This window comes from Pseudomonas palmensis, from assembly GCF_017848315.1.
In the GTDB taxonomy this organism is placed as follows: domain Bacteria; phylum Pseudomonadota; class Gammaproteobacteria; order Pseudomonadales; family Pseudomonadaceae; genus Aquipseudomonas; species Aquipseudomonas palmensis.
Genome location: NZ_JAFKEC010000042.1, coordinates 34,184 through 47,667, shown reverse-complemented (window position 1 = coordinate 47,667; position 13,484 = coordinate 34,184). Strand labels below are relative to the sequence as shown.

The following is a 13,484-nucleotide window of genomic DNA, read 5'->3' as shown; positions in this document are numbered from 1 at the left end:
ACCCAGCCCGCCTCCACCGCCCACTCCAACCCCTGGGAATAGGTGAAGCCCCCCACCGGCAGGTTGGCGCTGACCAGTTGCAGCAGGCGCAGCAACTGCAGGTTGGCGCTCATCAGCCGGCCAGCACCAGGGCGGCACCGGCCAGCAGGCCGCCGCCACAGGCCTTCTGCAGCCCAGGGTGACGGCGCAACAGGCGCCCGGCGCCATAGCCTGCCAGCAGCAACAGGCCGCTGACCGCGACAAAGCCTGCGCTGAACACCCAGAACGCGCCCGGGCTGGCTTCGACGCCGTGGGCCCAGCCGTGAAACAGCGCGAACACCGGCATGACCAGCGCCAGCAGCACCTGGCGGCTGGGCAGCAGCAGCGCCGCGGCGGCCACCAGCAGCGAGCCGATGATCATGCTCTCCATGCCGATCACGCCCCCGAACAGATGGCCCATCAGCGCGCCGCCGAACATCGCCGCCAGCGTGGCCAGCGGCAGCGCCAGGGTGCGCCCGGTCAGGGCGGCCAGCACCCCGGTGCCCAGCAGCATCAGCAGGTGGTCAAGCCCGGTGAGCGGGTGCAGCAACCCGTCCTGCAGGGGGTTGCTGTCGTGGCCGGGGTGGGCGAACGCAGGGACGGCGATCAGCAGCAAGGCAAACGCGAGGGTCTTTTTCATCGTGCAACTCCATGTCGAAATCAGTGGGCGTGGCCAGGCACGCGAACAAAGGGGTGATCGTTGTGGCTGTGGCTGTGCGGCGCGCTCTGGTAGGCGCCGGCCTCGGGCTCGAACGGCGCCTGCTCCACCGTCACCTCAAGGCCGAAGCCACGCACCATGTCGTCCAGCACATGGTCGTGCTGGTACCGCACGAAATCGCGCTCGATCTGCAACGGCACATGCCGATTGCCCAGGTGATAGGCGGCGCGGGCCAGCGCCAGCGTGTCGGCGCAGCGCACCGTCGAAACCTGCTCCGGCGCCGCCAGCACGCGAATCACCTCACGCCCCTGGGCGTCGGCCAGCAGCTCGCCGCCGCGAATCAGCTGGCCGCGTTCGAGCATCAGCCCGGCCTCGCGCCCGTCATCCAGGGTGATGCGCACGCGGCTCTTGATGCGCGTATCCAGGCTCAGGGTGGCAGTGGCGCCGATGTGTGCGGCCTGGTTCAGGCGTTGCGTCAACAGGATCATGCTCGCTCCTCAAAACAGAAAATAACGCTGCGCCATCGGCAGCACGCTGGCCGGTTCGCACACCAGCAGCTCGCCGTCGGCGCGTACCTCATAGGTTTGTGAATCCACTTCGATGGTGGGCATCAGCCCGTTGTGCAGCATGTCGGCCTTGCGCACCGTGCGACAGCCCCGGGCCACGCCGATCAGGCTGCGCAGGCGCAGTTCATGGTGAACGCCACGCTCCACCGCGGCCTGGGACAGGAACGTCATGCGCGTGGCGTTGCGCGCCTGGCCCAGGGCGCCGAACATCGGCCGGTAGTGCACCGGCTGCGGCGTGGGGATCGAGCCGTTGATGTCGCCCATCGGCGCCATCACGATCATCCCGCCCTTGAGCACCAGTGCAGGCTTGACCCCGAAGAACGCCGGCGACCACAGCACCAGGTCGGCCAGCTTGCCGGCCTCCAGCGAACCGACTTCATGGGCGATGCCATGGGTCAGCGCCGGGTTGATGGTGTACTTGGCGATGTAGCGCTTGACCCGGAAGTTGTCGCTGCGCGCGGTGTCAGGCGCCAACGGGCCGCGGCGCAGTTTCATCTGGTGCGCCACCTGCCAGGTGCGCAGCACCACCTCGCCCACCCGGCCCATGGCCTGGGAGTCGGACGAGGTCATCGAGAACGCGCCGATGTCGTGCAGGATGTCTTCGGCGGCAATCGTCTCGCGGCGGATGCGCGACTCGGCGAAGGCCACGTCCTCGGGGATGCTGGTGTCCAGGTGGTGGCACACCATCAGCATGTCCAGGTGCTCGTCCACGGTGTTGACGGTGTACGGCAGGGTCGGGTTGGTGGAGGACGGCAGCACGTTGGCGTAGCCCGCCGCACGGATGATGTCCGGCGCATGCCCGCCGCCCGCGCCTTCGGTATGGAAGGTGTGGATGGTGCGGTCGCCGATGGCGGCCAGGGTGTCTTCGATGCAGCCGCTTTCGTTGAGGGTGTCGCTGTGCAGCGCCACCTGCACGTCCATCGCCTCGGCCACGCCCAGGCAACAGTCGATGGCCGCCGGGGTCGAGCCCCAGTCTTCGTGCAGCTTGAGCCCCACCGCCCCGGCCTCGATCTGCTCGCGCAGGGCCTGGGGTTGCGAGGCATTGCCCTTGCCCAGCAGGCCGATGTTGATCGGCAGTTCGTCGGCGGCCTGGAGCATGCGCGCCAGGTACCAGGTGCCCGAAGTACAGGTGGTGGCGTTGGTGCCGGTGGCCGGCCCGGTGCCGCCGCCGATGAAGGTGGTGATGCCCGACACCAGCGCCTCGTCGACCTGCTGCGGGCAGATGAAATGAATGTGCGAGTCGATGCCGCCGGCGGTGACGATCTTGCCCTCGGCGGCGATCACCTCGGTGCCCGGCCCCACCGCCAGGGTCACGCCGGGCTGCACGTCGGGGTTGCCGGCCTTGCCGATGCCGAAGATGCGCCCGTTCTTCACGCCGATATCGGCCTTGACGATGCCCCAGTGGTCGATGATCAGGGCGTTGGTCAGCACCAGGTCCATGGCCTCGGCGGCCAGCATCTGGCCCTGGCCCATGCCGTCGCGGATCACCTTGCCGCCGCCGAACTTGACCTCTTCACCGTAGACCGTGAAGTCCTGCTCGACCTCCACCCACAGCTCGGTGTCGGCCAGGCGCACGCGGTCGCCCACGGTGGGGCCGAACATGTCGGCATAGGCACGCCGGGAAATACGGCTCATGCCACGGCCTCCAGCTTGCCCATCACCCGGCCCTGGAAGCCATACACCTCGCGCTTGCCGGCATAGGCCACCAGGTTGACGGTGCGCGCCTGGCCGGGTTCGAAGCGCACGGCAGTGCCGGCGGCGATGTCCAGGCGAAAGCCGCGGGTGGCCTCGCGCTCGAACACCAGAAAGGCGTTGACCTCGTAGAAGTGATAGTGCGAGCCGACCTGGATCGGCCGGTCGCCATGGTTGGCCACGCTGACGCTGATCGTGGCGCGACCGGCGTTGAGTTCGATGTCGCCGTCGGCGACCTGGATTTCTCCGGGAATCATGGGCTGCTCCTGGGCAGGTCAGACGATAGGGTCGTGGACGGTGACCAGCTTGGTCCCGTCGGGAAAGGTCGCTTCCACCTGCACGTCGTGGATCATCTCGCTGACACCTTCCATCACCTGGTCACGCCCCAGCACTTCGCGGCCCAGGCTCATCAGCTCGGCCACCGTGCGCCCGTCGCGGGCACCTTCCATCACGCTGGCACTGATCAGCGCCACCGCCTCGGGGTAGTTGAGCTTCAGGCCACGGGCCAGGCGGCGCTCGGCGAGCAACGCGGCGGTGAACAGCAGCAGTTTGTCTTTCTCTCTCGGGGTCAGCTCCATGGTGCGGTCTCTCAAGTGGCCCAGATGCGCGGCGGGCATGGCGGCAAGCCGACGACGATCGGTCGCAGGGCGCGCCACAGCCGCTGCAGGGTGGATTGCAGGCGTTGGTTGTCGTGGTCGAGCAGGCGCACTACCAGCAGCTGGCCAAGCAGCGTGGCGCCGGCGGGCACCGGCAGCGGGTGGGTCAGTTCGCGCACCTGTTCAAGCAGTTGCTCGTTGGCCGGGGCGGCGCAGAAGGTGGCCAGCAGCGGGTGGCCGCCCAGCTTGTGCAGGTGCCCACCCTGCAGGCGCAGGCGCTCGTGCAGGCCGGGGTCGTCGGGCATGTCCACCTGCAGCCGGCTGTCCACGGCGCCATGGCTGAAGGCCTCGCCCATTACCGGGCGGCCCAGGCACAGGGTTTCCCAGGCCAGCAGGCGCGCGCCGGGGGCCAGGCTGAAATGGCTGTGCAGCGATACCCGCGCGCCGGGGAAGCAGATGCTGTCCTGGGGCAGCCACTCCAGGGTGCTGCCCTCGGCCAGGTGAAAGCGCTGGCGCAGCACCGAGGTGGGCCCGGCGCTGCGGTAGAACTTGGTGGCGCCTGGCATGGTCAGCAGCGCATGGCTGCCCGGCTCCAGATGCAGATTCAGGGCCAGGCGATCACCCCCCACCACACCGCCCGGGGGGTGCAGCACATACACATGGCAGGGGTCGCCTTCGGGGTAGAACGGGCGCTGCACCAGAAGTGGGCCGAAATGCTGGCGTGCACCAATTCGGGTCCGCCCCTGACCTGCGACGAAGCGCAGGTTCAGTTCGGCGTTCCAGCCGGCCGGATCAACCGGCGCGGGGATAAATCGTTGAGCTTGCGTCATGCACGGCGGCCCTGGGCAATGGAGTGGCGACACGGCAAGGCCGGTGTCTGACCAATCGATCAGCTATCGATGCCAGGGGCAATGCAGGTTGCGAGCCAATGTTGTGCATTGGCGTGGTCACGGCGTAGGAAACGCCCTGCGATGGTTACTGCTGGCCAAACAGGTCATGGGCGTCGAGCAGCCGGTAGGCGATCTCGGGACGTCTTTCGAGGGCGCGGCGGATGGCCGCCGGTATGCTCTGACGGGTCTTGCGGCACAACCCTGGCGGGCCCTCGACCTCGATACGGATACCGCGCATGGTGCGCACTTCATTGGGGCCGGGGGCGATGTGCACCTGGATGCCGAGCTGATCGAACAGGCGGCGCTGCAGGTGTTCGAGGTCGGGCAGGCTCTGCAGGTTTTCCAGGCGTTGGAGCAGGCGGTTTTCTTCCTGGCGGGTCAGGCGCAGAATGCGCAGGTCGGCGCCCGGCGTTTGGAGCAGGCGTTCGCGCTCGCAGATGCAGGCACCGGGTGGGCAGGGTTGGCGCAGCGGTATGATGGGCTCCATGAGGCCCAAGCATAGTCACCGGCCCCTGCGCCGGCAACGCCCGCTCCTGCCCGGTTTGCGTCGCCTGCAGGCGCTGGCGTTGCCGGCGAAGGCGTCACTGGAGATCCTTGCATGAAACAACCCGAACTCGACCTGTTCGGCCCACCTGCCCTCGGCGCCCCCGAATGGATCGGCAAGCAGACGCTGCTGCTGCCAGGCTTTGCCCTGGACCTCGTCGAGCCCCTGCTGCCGGCCCTGCGCACGGTGCTGCGCGCCGCACCGTTTCGCAACCAGCTCACCCCCGGCGGGCGCACCATCGAGGTGGCGGTCACCAATTGCGGGCCACTGGGCTGGGTCAGCGACCGCCTGGGCTACCGCTACAGCCCCTTCGACCCGCTCACCGGCAAGCCCTGGCCTGCCCTGCCCACGCTGCTCGCCGAGCTGGCCGCTGCCGCCGCAGAGGCCGCCGGCTTCGCCCATTTCAGGCCCGACGCCTGCCTGATCAACCACTACCAGCCCGGCAACCGCCTGACCCTGCACCAGGACCGCAACGAACGCGACTTCAGCCAGCCCATCGTGTCGATCTCGCTGGGCCTGCCGGCGGTGTTCCTGTTCGGCGGGCACACCCGCAGCGAGCCCACCCGCAAGGTCGGCCTGCAGCACGGCGACGTGATGGTCTGGGGCGGCGAGGATCGCCTGCGCTTTCACGGGGTCAACCCGCTCAAGGACGGCGAGCACCCACTGCTGGGCGCCCGCCGCATCAACCTGACCCTGCGCAAGGCCGGTCAACCCGATTGAACTCCCGCCGGTCTGCGCCCCTCCCACTTCATAGGGTTTGTATGAACGATGGAGCACGGCAATGGCCAAGCCACTGCAGGAATACCAGCGCAAGCGCAACTTCGACGCCACCCCGGAGCCGGCCGGCAAGGCCCGCCGCGGTGCGCGCGCGCAGGCATTGCAGTTCTGCATCCAGAAGCACGACGCCAGCCACCTGCATTACGACTTTCGCCTGGAGCTGAACGGCACCCTCAAGAGCTGGGCCATCCCCAAGGGCCCGTCACTGGACCCCAAGGTCAAGCGCCTGGCCGTCCACGTCGAAGACCACCCGCTGGACTACGCCAGCTTCGAGGGCAGCATCCCCGCAGGCCATTACGGTGCGGGCGAAGTGATCGTGTGGGACCGCGGCGTGTGGCTGCCCGAGGGCGACCCGGCCCAGGGCTATGCCAGCGGCAAGCTGCGCTTTCGCCTGCAGGGCGAAAAGCTGAACGGCACCTGGCATCTGTTTCGCACCCGCCTTGGCGGCAAGAAGGAACAGTGGATGCTGGTCAAGTCCGACGACGAGGCTGCCCGCGCCGAGGCCGCCTACGACGTGCTGCAGGCCCAACCCGACAGCGTGCTCAGCGAGCGCAGCCTGATCCCCCGCACCAAGGGCAAGGGCAAAGACAAGGACAAGGACAAGCCCAAGGCCGCGCCCCCGCCTCGCCGCCCAGCCAGGGCCGGCACACTGAGTGCGGCCAGGAAGGCCACCCTGCCCGCCGCCCTCACGCCGCAACTGGCCACCCTGGTGGAAACCCCGCCACAAGGCGACTGGCGCTACGAGGTCAAGTTCGACGGCTACCGCATCCTGGCGCGCATCGACGGCGACGACGTGCGCCTGTTCACCCGCAACGGCCACGACTGGACCACGCGCATGCCGCTGCAGGCCAAGGCCCTGGCCAGCCTGGGGCTGAGCTCGGCCTGGCTGGATGGCGAAGTGGTGGTGGCCAACGCCGAGGGTATCGCCGACTTCCAGGCCCTACAGAACGCCTTCGACAGCGACACCGATGCCAACATCGTCTACTACCTGTTCGACCTGCCCTACCTCAATGGCATGGACCTGCGCCAATGCCCGTTGCAGGAGCGGCGCGCCGCCCTGGCGGCCGTGCTTGAACCGGCCGACGAACAACGCCTGCGTTTGAGTGCCGACTTCGACGAAGCCCCCGAGTCCCTGCTGGCCAGCGCCTGCCAGATGCAGATGGAGGGCCTGATCGGCAAACGTGCCGACAGCCTCTATGTATCGCGGCGCAGTCACGACTGGATCAAGCTCAAGTGCAAGCAGCGCCAGGAATTCGTGATCGTCGGCTTCACCGAACCCAAGGGCAGCCGCGCCGCCTTCGGCGCCCTGCTGCTGGGGGTGCACGACGCCGACAGCGGCCAGCTGCGCTACGCCGGCAAGGTCGGCACCGGCTTCAATACCGCCACCCTGCAGAGCCTGCTCCAGCGCCTCACCCCGCTCGAGGTGAAAAAGCCCGCGGTTGCCAACCCACCCACCGGCGCCGAAGCCCGCGGCGTGCACTGGCTCAGGCCGCAGCTGCTGGCCGAGGTGGCCTACGCCCAGATGACCCGCGAAGGGGTGGTACGCCATTCGGTGTTCCATGGCCTGCGCGAAGACAAGCCGGCCCGCGCCATCGGCCTGGAGAAACCCGTGAAAGCGCCTACCCGCAAAGCCTCCGACAACACCCTGCGCATCACCCACCCCGACCGGGTGATCGACGCCAGCAGCGGCACCGACAAACGCCAGGTGGCCGAGTACTACGCCCAGGTCGCCGAATGGATCCTGCCGCACCTCAAGCGCCGCCCCGTGGCGCTGGTGCGCGCACCGGAGGGCCTGAGCGGCGAGCTGTTCTTCCAGAAGAACGCCGCCCAGCTGAACATCCCGGGCCTGGAGAGTCACGACAAGGCCGAGGCCGGCCAGGCAGTGATGATCATCGACCGCGCCGACACCCTGCTGGGCGCGGTACAGATGAACACCCTGGAACTGCACACCTGGAACGCCACCGCCAGGGACTTCGACAAACCCGACCGTTTCGTGCTCGACCTCGACCCCGACCCGGCATTGCCCTGGAAGGCCATGGTCGAAGCGACCCAGCTGACCCTGGCGCTGCTCGACGAACTGGGCCTGCAGGCGTTTCTGAAAACCAGTGGCGGCAAGGGCATGCACGTGGTGGTGCCGCTGACCCGGCGTGCCGGCTGGGACGAGGTCAAGGCGTTCAGCCATGCCATCGTCACCCACATGGCCGGGTTGTTCCCCGACCGGCTGTCCGCCGTTTCGGGGCCTAAGAACCGCGTGGGGCGCATCTTCATCGACTACCTGCGCAACGCCCGTGGCGCCACTACCGTGTGCGCCTATTCGCTGCGCGCCCGCGAAGGGCTGCCGGTGTCGGTACCGATCCGCCGCGAAGAGCTCACCGAACTCAAGGGCGCCAACCAGTGGAACCTGCACAACCTGGGCGAGCGCCTGGCCAATGGCGACGACCCCTGGGCCGACTACGACAAGACCCGCCAGTCGCTCACCGTGGCGCTGCGCAAGCGCATGGGCGTGGCATGAAGGGCCTGGACTGGATCGACCTGCTGCAGTGGCCGGCCATGCTGCTCACCCTGGTGGCAGCCTGGTGGATCGGCTCGCGTCAGCCGCGTCGGCGGCGCATCGGCTTCTGCTGCTTCATGGCCAGCAACCTGCTGTGGGTGGTGTGGGGCTGGCAGACCGAGGCCTGGGCATTGATCGTGCTGCAGTTCTGCCTGTGCGCCATGAACCTGCGCGGCCTGAAAAAGAATACCTCGACCCACGCTGCGTGCCCCAAGGAGTCCGCCTCATGAGCATTGTTCAAACCTTCGACCTGGGCCGCCTGGACACCCTGCTGCGCCAGTTCGCCGAGCGCCCGCAACCGCTGAACCTGGACAGCCAGCTGCTCGAACTGATGCAGGCCCTGCAGGCGGCCGGCCTGGAACGCCTGCCGTTGCCCGGCCAGGGCCAGACGCTGCAGCGCTGGCAGACCCTGGCGCGGGTGGCCGGCGCCGACCTGGCCCTGGCCAAGCTGTATGAAGGGCATACCGATGCCCTGGCGATACTCGCCGAATGCGCCGGGGCGCACCTGGCCGGCAACGGGATCTGGGGCGTATGGGCGGCCGAGCCGCCCAGCGCACGGGTGAGCATCGTGGCTCGCGACAACCAGCGGGTGTACCTGCAGGGGCGCAAGGCCTGGTGCTCCGGCGCGCTGCAGATCGACCACGGCCTGCTCACCGCCTGGGACGAAGACGAACAGCCGCAACTGGTGGCGCTGGACCTTGCCGAGACGGGTCTGCACCGGGTGGCAGACGGCTGGCAGGCGGTGGGCATGGGCATTACCGCCAGCGTCGAGCTGGAACTGGAACATACCCCGGCGCACCTGGTGGGTGGCCCTGGCCAGTACCTCAGTCGCCCCGGCTTCTGGCACGGCGGCGCCGGCATCGCCGCCTGCTGGTACGGCGCCGCCGAGGCCCTGGCCGACTACCTGCGCGAACACTGTCGCCAGCCACGCCCCGACCCCCACGCCGACGCCCACCTGGGCGCGGTGGACGCTGCCCTGTGCGGCGCCGCTGCAGCCCTGCGCGAGTGCGCCGCACAGATCGACGCACAGCCCCAGGCCGATGCCCAGTTCGCCGTACGCCGGGTGCGCGCCCAGGTCGAATACGCCGCCACCCTGGTGCTGACCCACGTGGGCCGCGCCCTGGGTGCCACCCCGTTCTGCCGCAACAGCCACTTCGCCCGGCTCAGCGCCGACCTGCCGGTGTTCCTGCGCCAGAGCCACGCCGAGCGCGACCTGGCCGAACTGGGCCGGCAACTGGCCGGGCGTGAAGCCGGCGGGTGGCAGCTATGAGCGTCGACAACCCGATCAAGGCAGCCGGCAGTGGCACGCCATTGTCGCTGTGGCAGGCGTCCAGCGCCCTGGCCCAGGTCGCCACGGTGCAGGCCGATGAGCTGCTGCCCCCCGGTGCGCGCCTGGTGGTGGTGGCGCCCCACCCGGATGACGAGGTGCTCGGTTGCGGTGGCCTGCTGTCGACCTTCTGCGGCCGTGAGCAGGCGTTGCTGCTGGTGTCGGTGACCGATGGCGAAGGCAGCCACCCCGGCTCGCTCGCCTGGCCAGGCGAGCGCCTGCGCGTGCAGCGCCCCCTGGAAAGCCGCGCAGCCCTGGCCGCGCTGGGGCTGGACGTAGACCGGGTGGCCTGGCAGCGCCTGCACCTGGCCGACAGTGGCGTGGCCGCGCACGAAGCGCAGCTGGCCCATGCGCTGGTGCGTTGCCTGCGCCCCGACGACCGGGTGCTGAGCACCTGGCGCCTGGACGGCCACTGCGACCACGAGGCCGTGGGCCGTGCCAGCGCACAGGCGGCGCAGACCGTGGGCGCGCAACTGATCGAGGTGCCGATCTGGGCCTGGCACTGGGCCCGGCCGGACGACCCGCGCCTGCCGTGGCGCCGTGCGCGCAAGCTGGCGCTCAGCCCGCAGCAACTTGCGCGCAAGCGCGCCGCCATCGCCGCGCATGCCAGCCAGCTCCATGCCGATGGTGAGCAGCCACCGGTGTTGAGCCAGACCACCCTGCAACGCCTTCTGCAACCTTTCGAACTGCTGTTTCTATGACGGGTGTTTCCATGAGCGTATCGCCGCAGTATTTCGAACAGCTGTTCGAGCACGATGAAGACCCCTGGGCCTTTCGGACCCGCTGGTACGAGAAGCGCAAGCGCGACCTGACCCTGGCCTGCCTGCCGCGCCAGTACTACACGCGCATCTTCGAGCCCGCCTGCGCCAACGGCGAGCTCAGTGCAGCGCTGGCCGAGCGCACCGAGGCCCTGCTGTGCCAGGACCTCAATGCCACTGCCGTGGAGCTTGCGCGCCGGCGCCTGGCAGCCTGCCCCCAGGCCAGTGTGAGCCAGGGCCACCTGCCCGGCGACTGGCCGGGGGGCGAGTTCGACCTGATCGTGCTCAGCGAGATCGGCTACTACCTCGACCCCGCGCAGTGGCTGCAGGTGATCGAACAGGCCGTGGCCAGCCTGAGCCCTGGCGGTGCGCTGCTGGCCTGCCACTGGCTGCACCCCATCGACGGCTGCCCGCAGGATGGCCGCCAGGTACACGCCCTGCTCGATCAGCGCCTGCCGCTGTACCGCGCCGTGCGCCACGAAGAAGCCGACTTCCTGCTCGAATACTGGTGTTGCCAGCCGTGTGCCATTGACCTGCAGGAGCCTTGCCTATGATCGGCGTGATCGTCCCCGCGCATAACGAAGAACAGTACCTGCCGGCCTGCCTGCGCGCCCTCGGGCAGGCGGCGGCGCAGGCCGAGGCCCTTGGCGAGCGCGTAGAGATCGTGGTGGTGCTCGACCAGTGCAGCGATGCCAGCCAAGCCATTGCCCTGGCGCACGGCGTGCACACCCTGCAGGTCACTGCGCGCAACGTGGGCTACGCCCGGCGTGCCGGCGCCAGCTGGATGCTCGAGCGCGGCGCGCGCTGGCTGGCCTGCACCGACGCCGACAGCTGCGTGCCGGCCGACTGGCTGGTGTGCCAGCTGGACTGCGCCGCCGACGCCGTGTGCGGCACGGTGCACGTGGAGCAATGGCAGGCGCACCAGGATGCGGCGTTGCAGGCGCGTTACCTGGCCCACTACCAGGCCCGCGAGGACCACCGGCACATCCATGGCGCCAACCTGGGCATCTGCGCCAGGGCCTACCAGCGGGTCGGCGGGTTCCGGCCCGTGCCGCTGGACGAAGACGTGCAACTGATCAGCGACCTTGAGCTGAGCGGCGCGCGTATCGTGTGGACGGCACGCAACAGCGTGTCCACCAGCAGCCGTGGCGACTGCCGGGCGCGGGGCGGCTTCGGCGACTTCCTCACCACCCTGGCGGCTACCCCGTGAGCCGTGGCGCGGCGCAGGTCCATATCGGCATCTCGGGCTGGCGCTATGTGCCGTGGCGGGGCGACTTCTACCCCGAGGGCCTGCGCCAGAAGGACGAGCTGCACTTCGCCTCGCGGGCGGTCAACAGCATCGAGATCAACGGCACCTTCTATGCGCTGCAACGTCCCGAGCGTTTCGCCGGCTGGGCGGCCGAAACGCCGCCAGGCTTCGTGTTCAGCGTCAAGGCGCCGCGCTTCATCACCCACGTGAAGCGCCTGCGCGAGATCGACGAACCGCTGGCCAACTTCTATGCCTCCGGCCCCCTGTCGCTGGGCAGCAAGCTGGGGCCGACCTTGTGGCAGTTCCCGCCGAACATGCGTTTCGACGAGGGGTTGTTCGATGCGTTTCTGGCGCGCCTGCCGCACACCGGCAAGCAGGCCAAGGCCCTGGCCGCGCAGTGTGCCGAGCGGATGCAGCGTGCGGGTTACCTGGAGGGCGCCGACCGGCAGGTGGTGCGCCATGCAGTGGAGGTGCGTCACGAGAGCTTTCTGGACCCGGCGTTCGTGGCGTTGCTGCGCAAGTACCGGGTAGCGCTGGTGGTGGCCGACACGGCGAAGAAGTGGCCGCATGTGGAGGACTTGACCAGCGACTTCGTGTACATGCGCCTGCATGGGGATGTGGCGCTGTACAGCAGCGGTTATTCAGAGGCGGCCCTGCGCGGCTGGCAAAAGCGTATCCAGGCGTGGAAACGCGGGGCGCAGCCTGGGGATGCGCGCTTGATCGATGCGGCGAGTACGGCGCCGAAGGCGGCGCATCGCGATGTGTACTGCTACTTCGACAACGACATCAAGGTGCGCGCGCCCTATGACGCCAGACGGTTGCTGGAGCTGCTGAAGCTGGACAAGGGCCTGGAAGCGACACCGGGTGCTGCGCTGTAGGAGCCCGCCTGGCTGGCGAACCGGACACCGCGAAACACCGGCCAACGCAGCGCGCCCCTTCGCCGGCAACGCCGGCGCCTACATGCCGCTCACATACCCCTTGAGAAAATCGATCCAGGCCCGCACCTTGCGCGGCACGTGGTTGCTGGCCGGGTACAGTGCGTACACGCTCTGCTCGACAAAGCGATACCCCGGCAATGCATCCAGCAGGCGCCCGGTACGCAGGTCGTCCTCGATCAACCAGGCCGGCAGCAGCGCCACGCCCAGCCCCTGCAAGGCGAACGAACGCAGGATCGAGGCATTGTCTGCCACCATCACCGCCCGGCCCGAAGGCTCGTACACCGCCGCCTCCCCCCTCTGATCGAGCAACGCCCAACCGGCCTGGCGCTCGAAACGCCCATGCACCAGCCTGGGCAAGGCGTTCACCTGGGCAAGCGTCGCCCCCGGCACGCCCACGCCCGGCGCCATCACCAGGTGCACTGCATAGGTCTCCAGGCACACCCCGCGGTAGCCTGAGTCCTGCGCCTGCCCCAACCGGATGGCCACGTCGAAGCGCTCCTGCACCAGGTCCGCGTGGCTGGTGTGGGTTTCCAGCCGCACGTTGAGCAACGGGTGCTCGCGCATGAACAGCTGCAAGGCCGGCGCCACCACGCGCAAACCGTACTCCACCGTGGAGGTGACCCGCAGGCTGCCCTGCAACCCGCCATGCTCGGCACGCGCCTGCTCGATGGCCAACCGCGCCTGCTCCAGCACCAGCAGGCACTGACGGTAGAAGCCCTCGCCGGCATCGGTCAACGCCACCCGGCGCGTGGTGCGGATCAGCAGGGTCACGCCCAGCTGCGCCTCCAGCTGCTTGATACCGAAGCTGACCGCGGCACGGGTCTGGCACAGGCGTGTGGCCGCCGCCGTGAACGACCCCGCCTCCACCACGGTGCAAAACAGCTCGAAACGGTCCAGGCTGACCATGCAAAGACCCCTTG

The 13,484-nt window shown here is 68.8% G+C and carries 16 protein-coding genes and 1 pseudogene; 8 read left to right on the top strand and 9 right to left on the bottom strand.

Features of this window, described 5'->3' with window-relative positions:
• The 8 genes and pseudogenes from JZZ72_RS19840 to JZZ72_RS19805 form a co-directional block, all read right to left on the bottom strand.
• Positions 1-113, bottom strand: a pseudogene (locus JZZ72_RS19840) (urease accessory protein UreF); the annotation flags it as partial.
• Positions 113-658, bottom strand: coding sequence for a HupE/UreJ family protein (locus tag JZZ72_RS19835; protein WP_058540237.1), 546 nt, complete (start codon positions 656-658; stop codon positions 113-115). The gene JZZ72_RS19835 and the pseudogene JZZ72_RS19840, both read right to left, overlap by 1 nt.
• Positions 659-678: 20 nt before the next feature.
• Positions 679-1,164 (bottom strand): urease accessory protein UreE, encoded by a 486-nt coding sequence (gene ureE / locus JZZ72_RS19830; protein ID WP_210014993.1) that lies wholly within the window; start codon positions 1,162-1,164, stop codon positions 679-681.
• A 9-nt stretch (positions 1,165-1,173) separates the two neighbouring features.
• Positions 1,174-2,877 carry an urease subunit alpha gene (gene ureC, locus JZZ72_RS19825; RefSeq protein ID WP_043859639.1) on the bottom strand — a complete coding sequence of 568 codons (1,704 nt, stop codon included), beginning with the start codon at positions 2,875-2,877 and terminating at the stop codon, positions 1,174-1,176.
• The gene (locus JZZ72_RS19820; protein WP_054914443.1) at positions 2,874-3,191 is read right to left on the bottom strand and encodes an urease subunit beta; all 318 of its coding nucleotides are present in this window, start codon (positions 3,189-3,191) and stop codon (positions 2,874-2,876) included. The genes ureC and JZZ72_RS19820 overlap by 4 nt, the downstream gene beginning before the upstream one ends.
• Before the next feature lie 18 nt (positions 3,192-3,209).
• Positions 3,210-3,512: an urease subunit gamma gene (locus tag JZZ72_RS19815; RefSeq protein ID WP_043859641.1), complete on the bottom strand. Its 303-nt coding sequence runs from the start codon at positions 3,510-3,512 to the stop codon at positions 3,210-3,212.
• 11 nt (positions 3,513-3,523) lie between these two features.
• Entirely contained in the window at positions 3,524-4,360 is an 837-nt protein-coding gene (locus JZZ72_RS19810; RefSeq protein ID WP_210014992.1) for an urease accessory protein UreD, read from the bottom strand.
• A gap of 145 nt (positions 4,361-4,505) precedes the next feature.
• Positions 4,506-4,907 (bottom strand): hypothetical protein, encoded by a 402-nt coding sequence (locus JZZ72_RS19805; protein WP_213085977.1) that lies wholly within the window; start codon positions 4,905-4,907, stop codon positions 4,506-4,508.
• Between the two features lie 111 nt (positions 4,908-5,018).
• Between JZZ72_RS19805 and alkB the strand changes: the two genes are divergently transcribed.
• From alkB to JZZ72_RS19765, 8 genes are all read left to right on the top strand, one after another.
• Complete coding sequence (alkB, locus tag JZZ72_RS19800) at positions 5,019-5,684, top strand: DNA oxidative demethylase AlkB (RefSeq protein WP_054914441.1); 666 nt, start codon at positions 5,019-5,021, stop codon at positions 5,682-5,684.
• Between the two features lie 61 nt (positions 5,685-5,745).
• Positions 5,746-8,253, top strand: a complete 2,508-nt coding sequence (ligD, locus tag JZZ72_RS19795) for a DNA ligase D (protein ID WP_210014991.1) — start codon at positions 5,746-5,748, stop codon at positions 8,251-8,253.
• The gene (locus JZZ72_RS19790) at positions 8,250-8,522 is read left to right on the top strand and encodes a hypothetical protein (RefSeq protein ID WP_078481216.1); all 273 of its coding nucleotides are present in this window, start codon (positions 8,250-8,252) and stop codon (positions 8,520-8,522) included. Before ligD ends, JZZ72_RS19790 begins: the two co-directional genes overlap by 4 nt.
• Positions 8,519-9,562, top strand: a complete 1,044-nt coding sequence (locus JZZ72_RS19785) for an acyl-CoA dehydrogenase family protein (protein WP_210014990.1) — start codon at positions 8,519-8,521, stop codon at positions 9,560-9,562. Before JZZ72_RS19790 ends, JZZ72_RS19785 begins: the two co-directional genes overlap by 4 nt.
• Positions 9,559-10,320, top strand: coding sequence for a PIG-L deacetylase family protein (locus tag JZZ72_RS19780; protein WP_088515078.1), 762 nt, complete (start codon positions 9,559-9,561; stop codon positions 10,318-10,320). Before JZZ72_RS19785 ends, JZZ72_RS19780 begins: the two co-directional genes overlap by 4 nt.
• 11 nt (positions 10,321-10,331) lie before the next feature.
• The gene (locus JZZ72_RS19775; RefSeq protein WP_054914437.1) at positions 10,332-10,931 is read left to right on the top strand and encodes a class I SAM-dependent methyltransferase; all 600 of its coding nucleotides are present in this window, start codon (positions 10,332-10,334) and stop codon (positions 10,929-10,931) included.
• Positions 10,928-11,587: a glycosyltransferase gene (locus JZZ72_RS19770; protein WP_043860031.1), complete on the top strand. Its 660-nt coding sequence runs from the start codon at positions 10,928-10,930 to the stop codon at positions 11,585-11,587. The genes JZZ72_RS19775 and JZZ72_RS19770 overlap by 4 nt, the downstream gene beginning before the upstream one ends.
• Positions 11,584-12,504, top strand: a complete 921-nt coding sequence (locus tag JZZ72_RS19765; RefSeq protein WP_210014989.1) for a DUF72 domain-containing protein — start codon at positions 11,584-11,586, stop codon at positions 12,502-12,504. Before JZZ72_RS19770 ends, JZZ72_RS19765 begins: the two co-directional genes overlap by 4 nt.
• A 78-nt stretch (positions 12,505-12,582) precedes the next feature.
• Here the strand turns inward: JZZ72_RS19765 and JZZ72_RS19760 are convergent, their stop codons facing one another.
• Positions 12,583-13,470, bottom strand: coding sequence for a LysR family transcriptional regulator (locus tag JZZ72_RS19760; RefSeq protein WP_210014988.1), 888 nt, complete (start codon positions 13,468-13,470; stop codon positions 12,583-12,585).
• Positions 13,471-13,484 lie beyond the last annotated feature (14 nt).

Coding starts and splice junctions, on each gene's coding strand:
- JZZ72_RS19810 (WP_210014992.1), bottom strand. CDS start 4,360: ATGACGCAAGCTCAACGATTTATCCCCGCGCCGGTTGATCCGGCCGGC.
- ureC (WP_043859639.1), bottom strand. CDS start 2,877: ATGAGCCGTATTTCCCGGCGTGCCTATGCCGACATGTTCGGCCCCACC.
- JZZ72_RS19760 (WP_210014988.1), bottom strand. CDS start 13,470: ATGGTCAGCCTGGACCGTTTCGAGCTGTTTTGCACCGTGGTGGAGGCG.
- JZZ72_RS19770 (WP_043860031.1), top strand. CDS start 10,928: ATGATCGGCGTGATCGTCCCCGCGCATAACGAAGAACAGTACCTGCCG.
- JZZ72_RS19785 (WP_210014990.1), top strand. CDS start 8,519: ATGAGCATTGTTCAAACCTTCGACCTGGGCCGCCTGGACACCCTGCTG.
- JZZ72_RS19775 (WP_054914437.1), top strand. CDS start 10,332: ATGAGCGTATCGCCGCAGTATTTCGAACAGCTGTTCGAGCACGATGAA.
- JZZ72_RS19820 (WP_054914443.1), bottom strand. CDS start 3,191: ATGATTCCCGGAGAAATCCAGGTCGCCGACGGCGACATCGAACTCAAC.
- ureE (WP_210014993.1), bottom strand. CDS start 1,164: ATGATCCTGTTGACGCAACGCCTGAACCAGGCCGCACACATCGGCGCC.
- JZZ72_RS19805 (WP_213085977.1), bottom strand. CDS start 4,907: ATGGAGCCCATCATACCGCTGCGCCAACCCTGCCCACCCGGTGCCTGC.
- JZZ72_RS19835 (WP_058540237.1), bottom strand. CDS start 658: ATGAAAAAGACCCTCGCGTTTGCCTTGCTGCTGATCGCCGTCCCTGCG.
- JZZ72_RS19780 (WP_088515078.1), top strand. CDS start 9,559: ATGAGCGTCGACAACCCGATCAAGGCAGCCGGCAGTGGCACGCCATTG.
- ligD (WP_210014991.1), top strand. CDS start 5,746: ATGGCCAAGCCACTGCAGGAATACCAGCGCAAGCGCAACTTCGACGCC.
- JZZ72_RS19815 (WP_043859641.1), bottom strand. CDS start 3,512: ATGGAGCTGACCCCGAGAGAGAAAGACAAACTGCTGCTGTTCACCGCC.
- alkB (WP_054914441.1), top strand. CDS start 5,019: ATGAAACAACCCGAACTCGACCTGTTCGGCCCACCTGCCCTCGGCGCC.
- JZZ72_RS19790 (WP_078481216.1), top strand. CDS start 8,250: ATGAAGGGCCTGGACTGGATCGACCTGCTGCAGTGGCCGGCCATGCTG.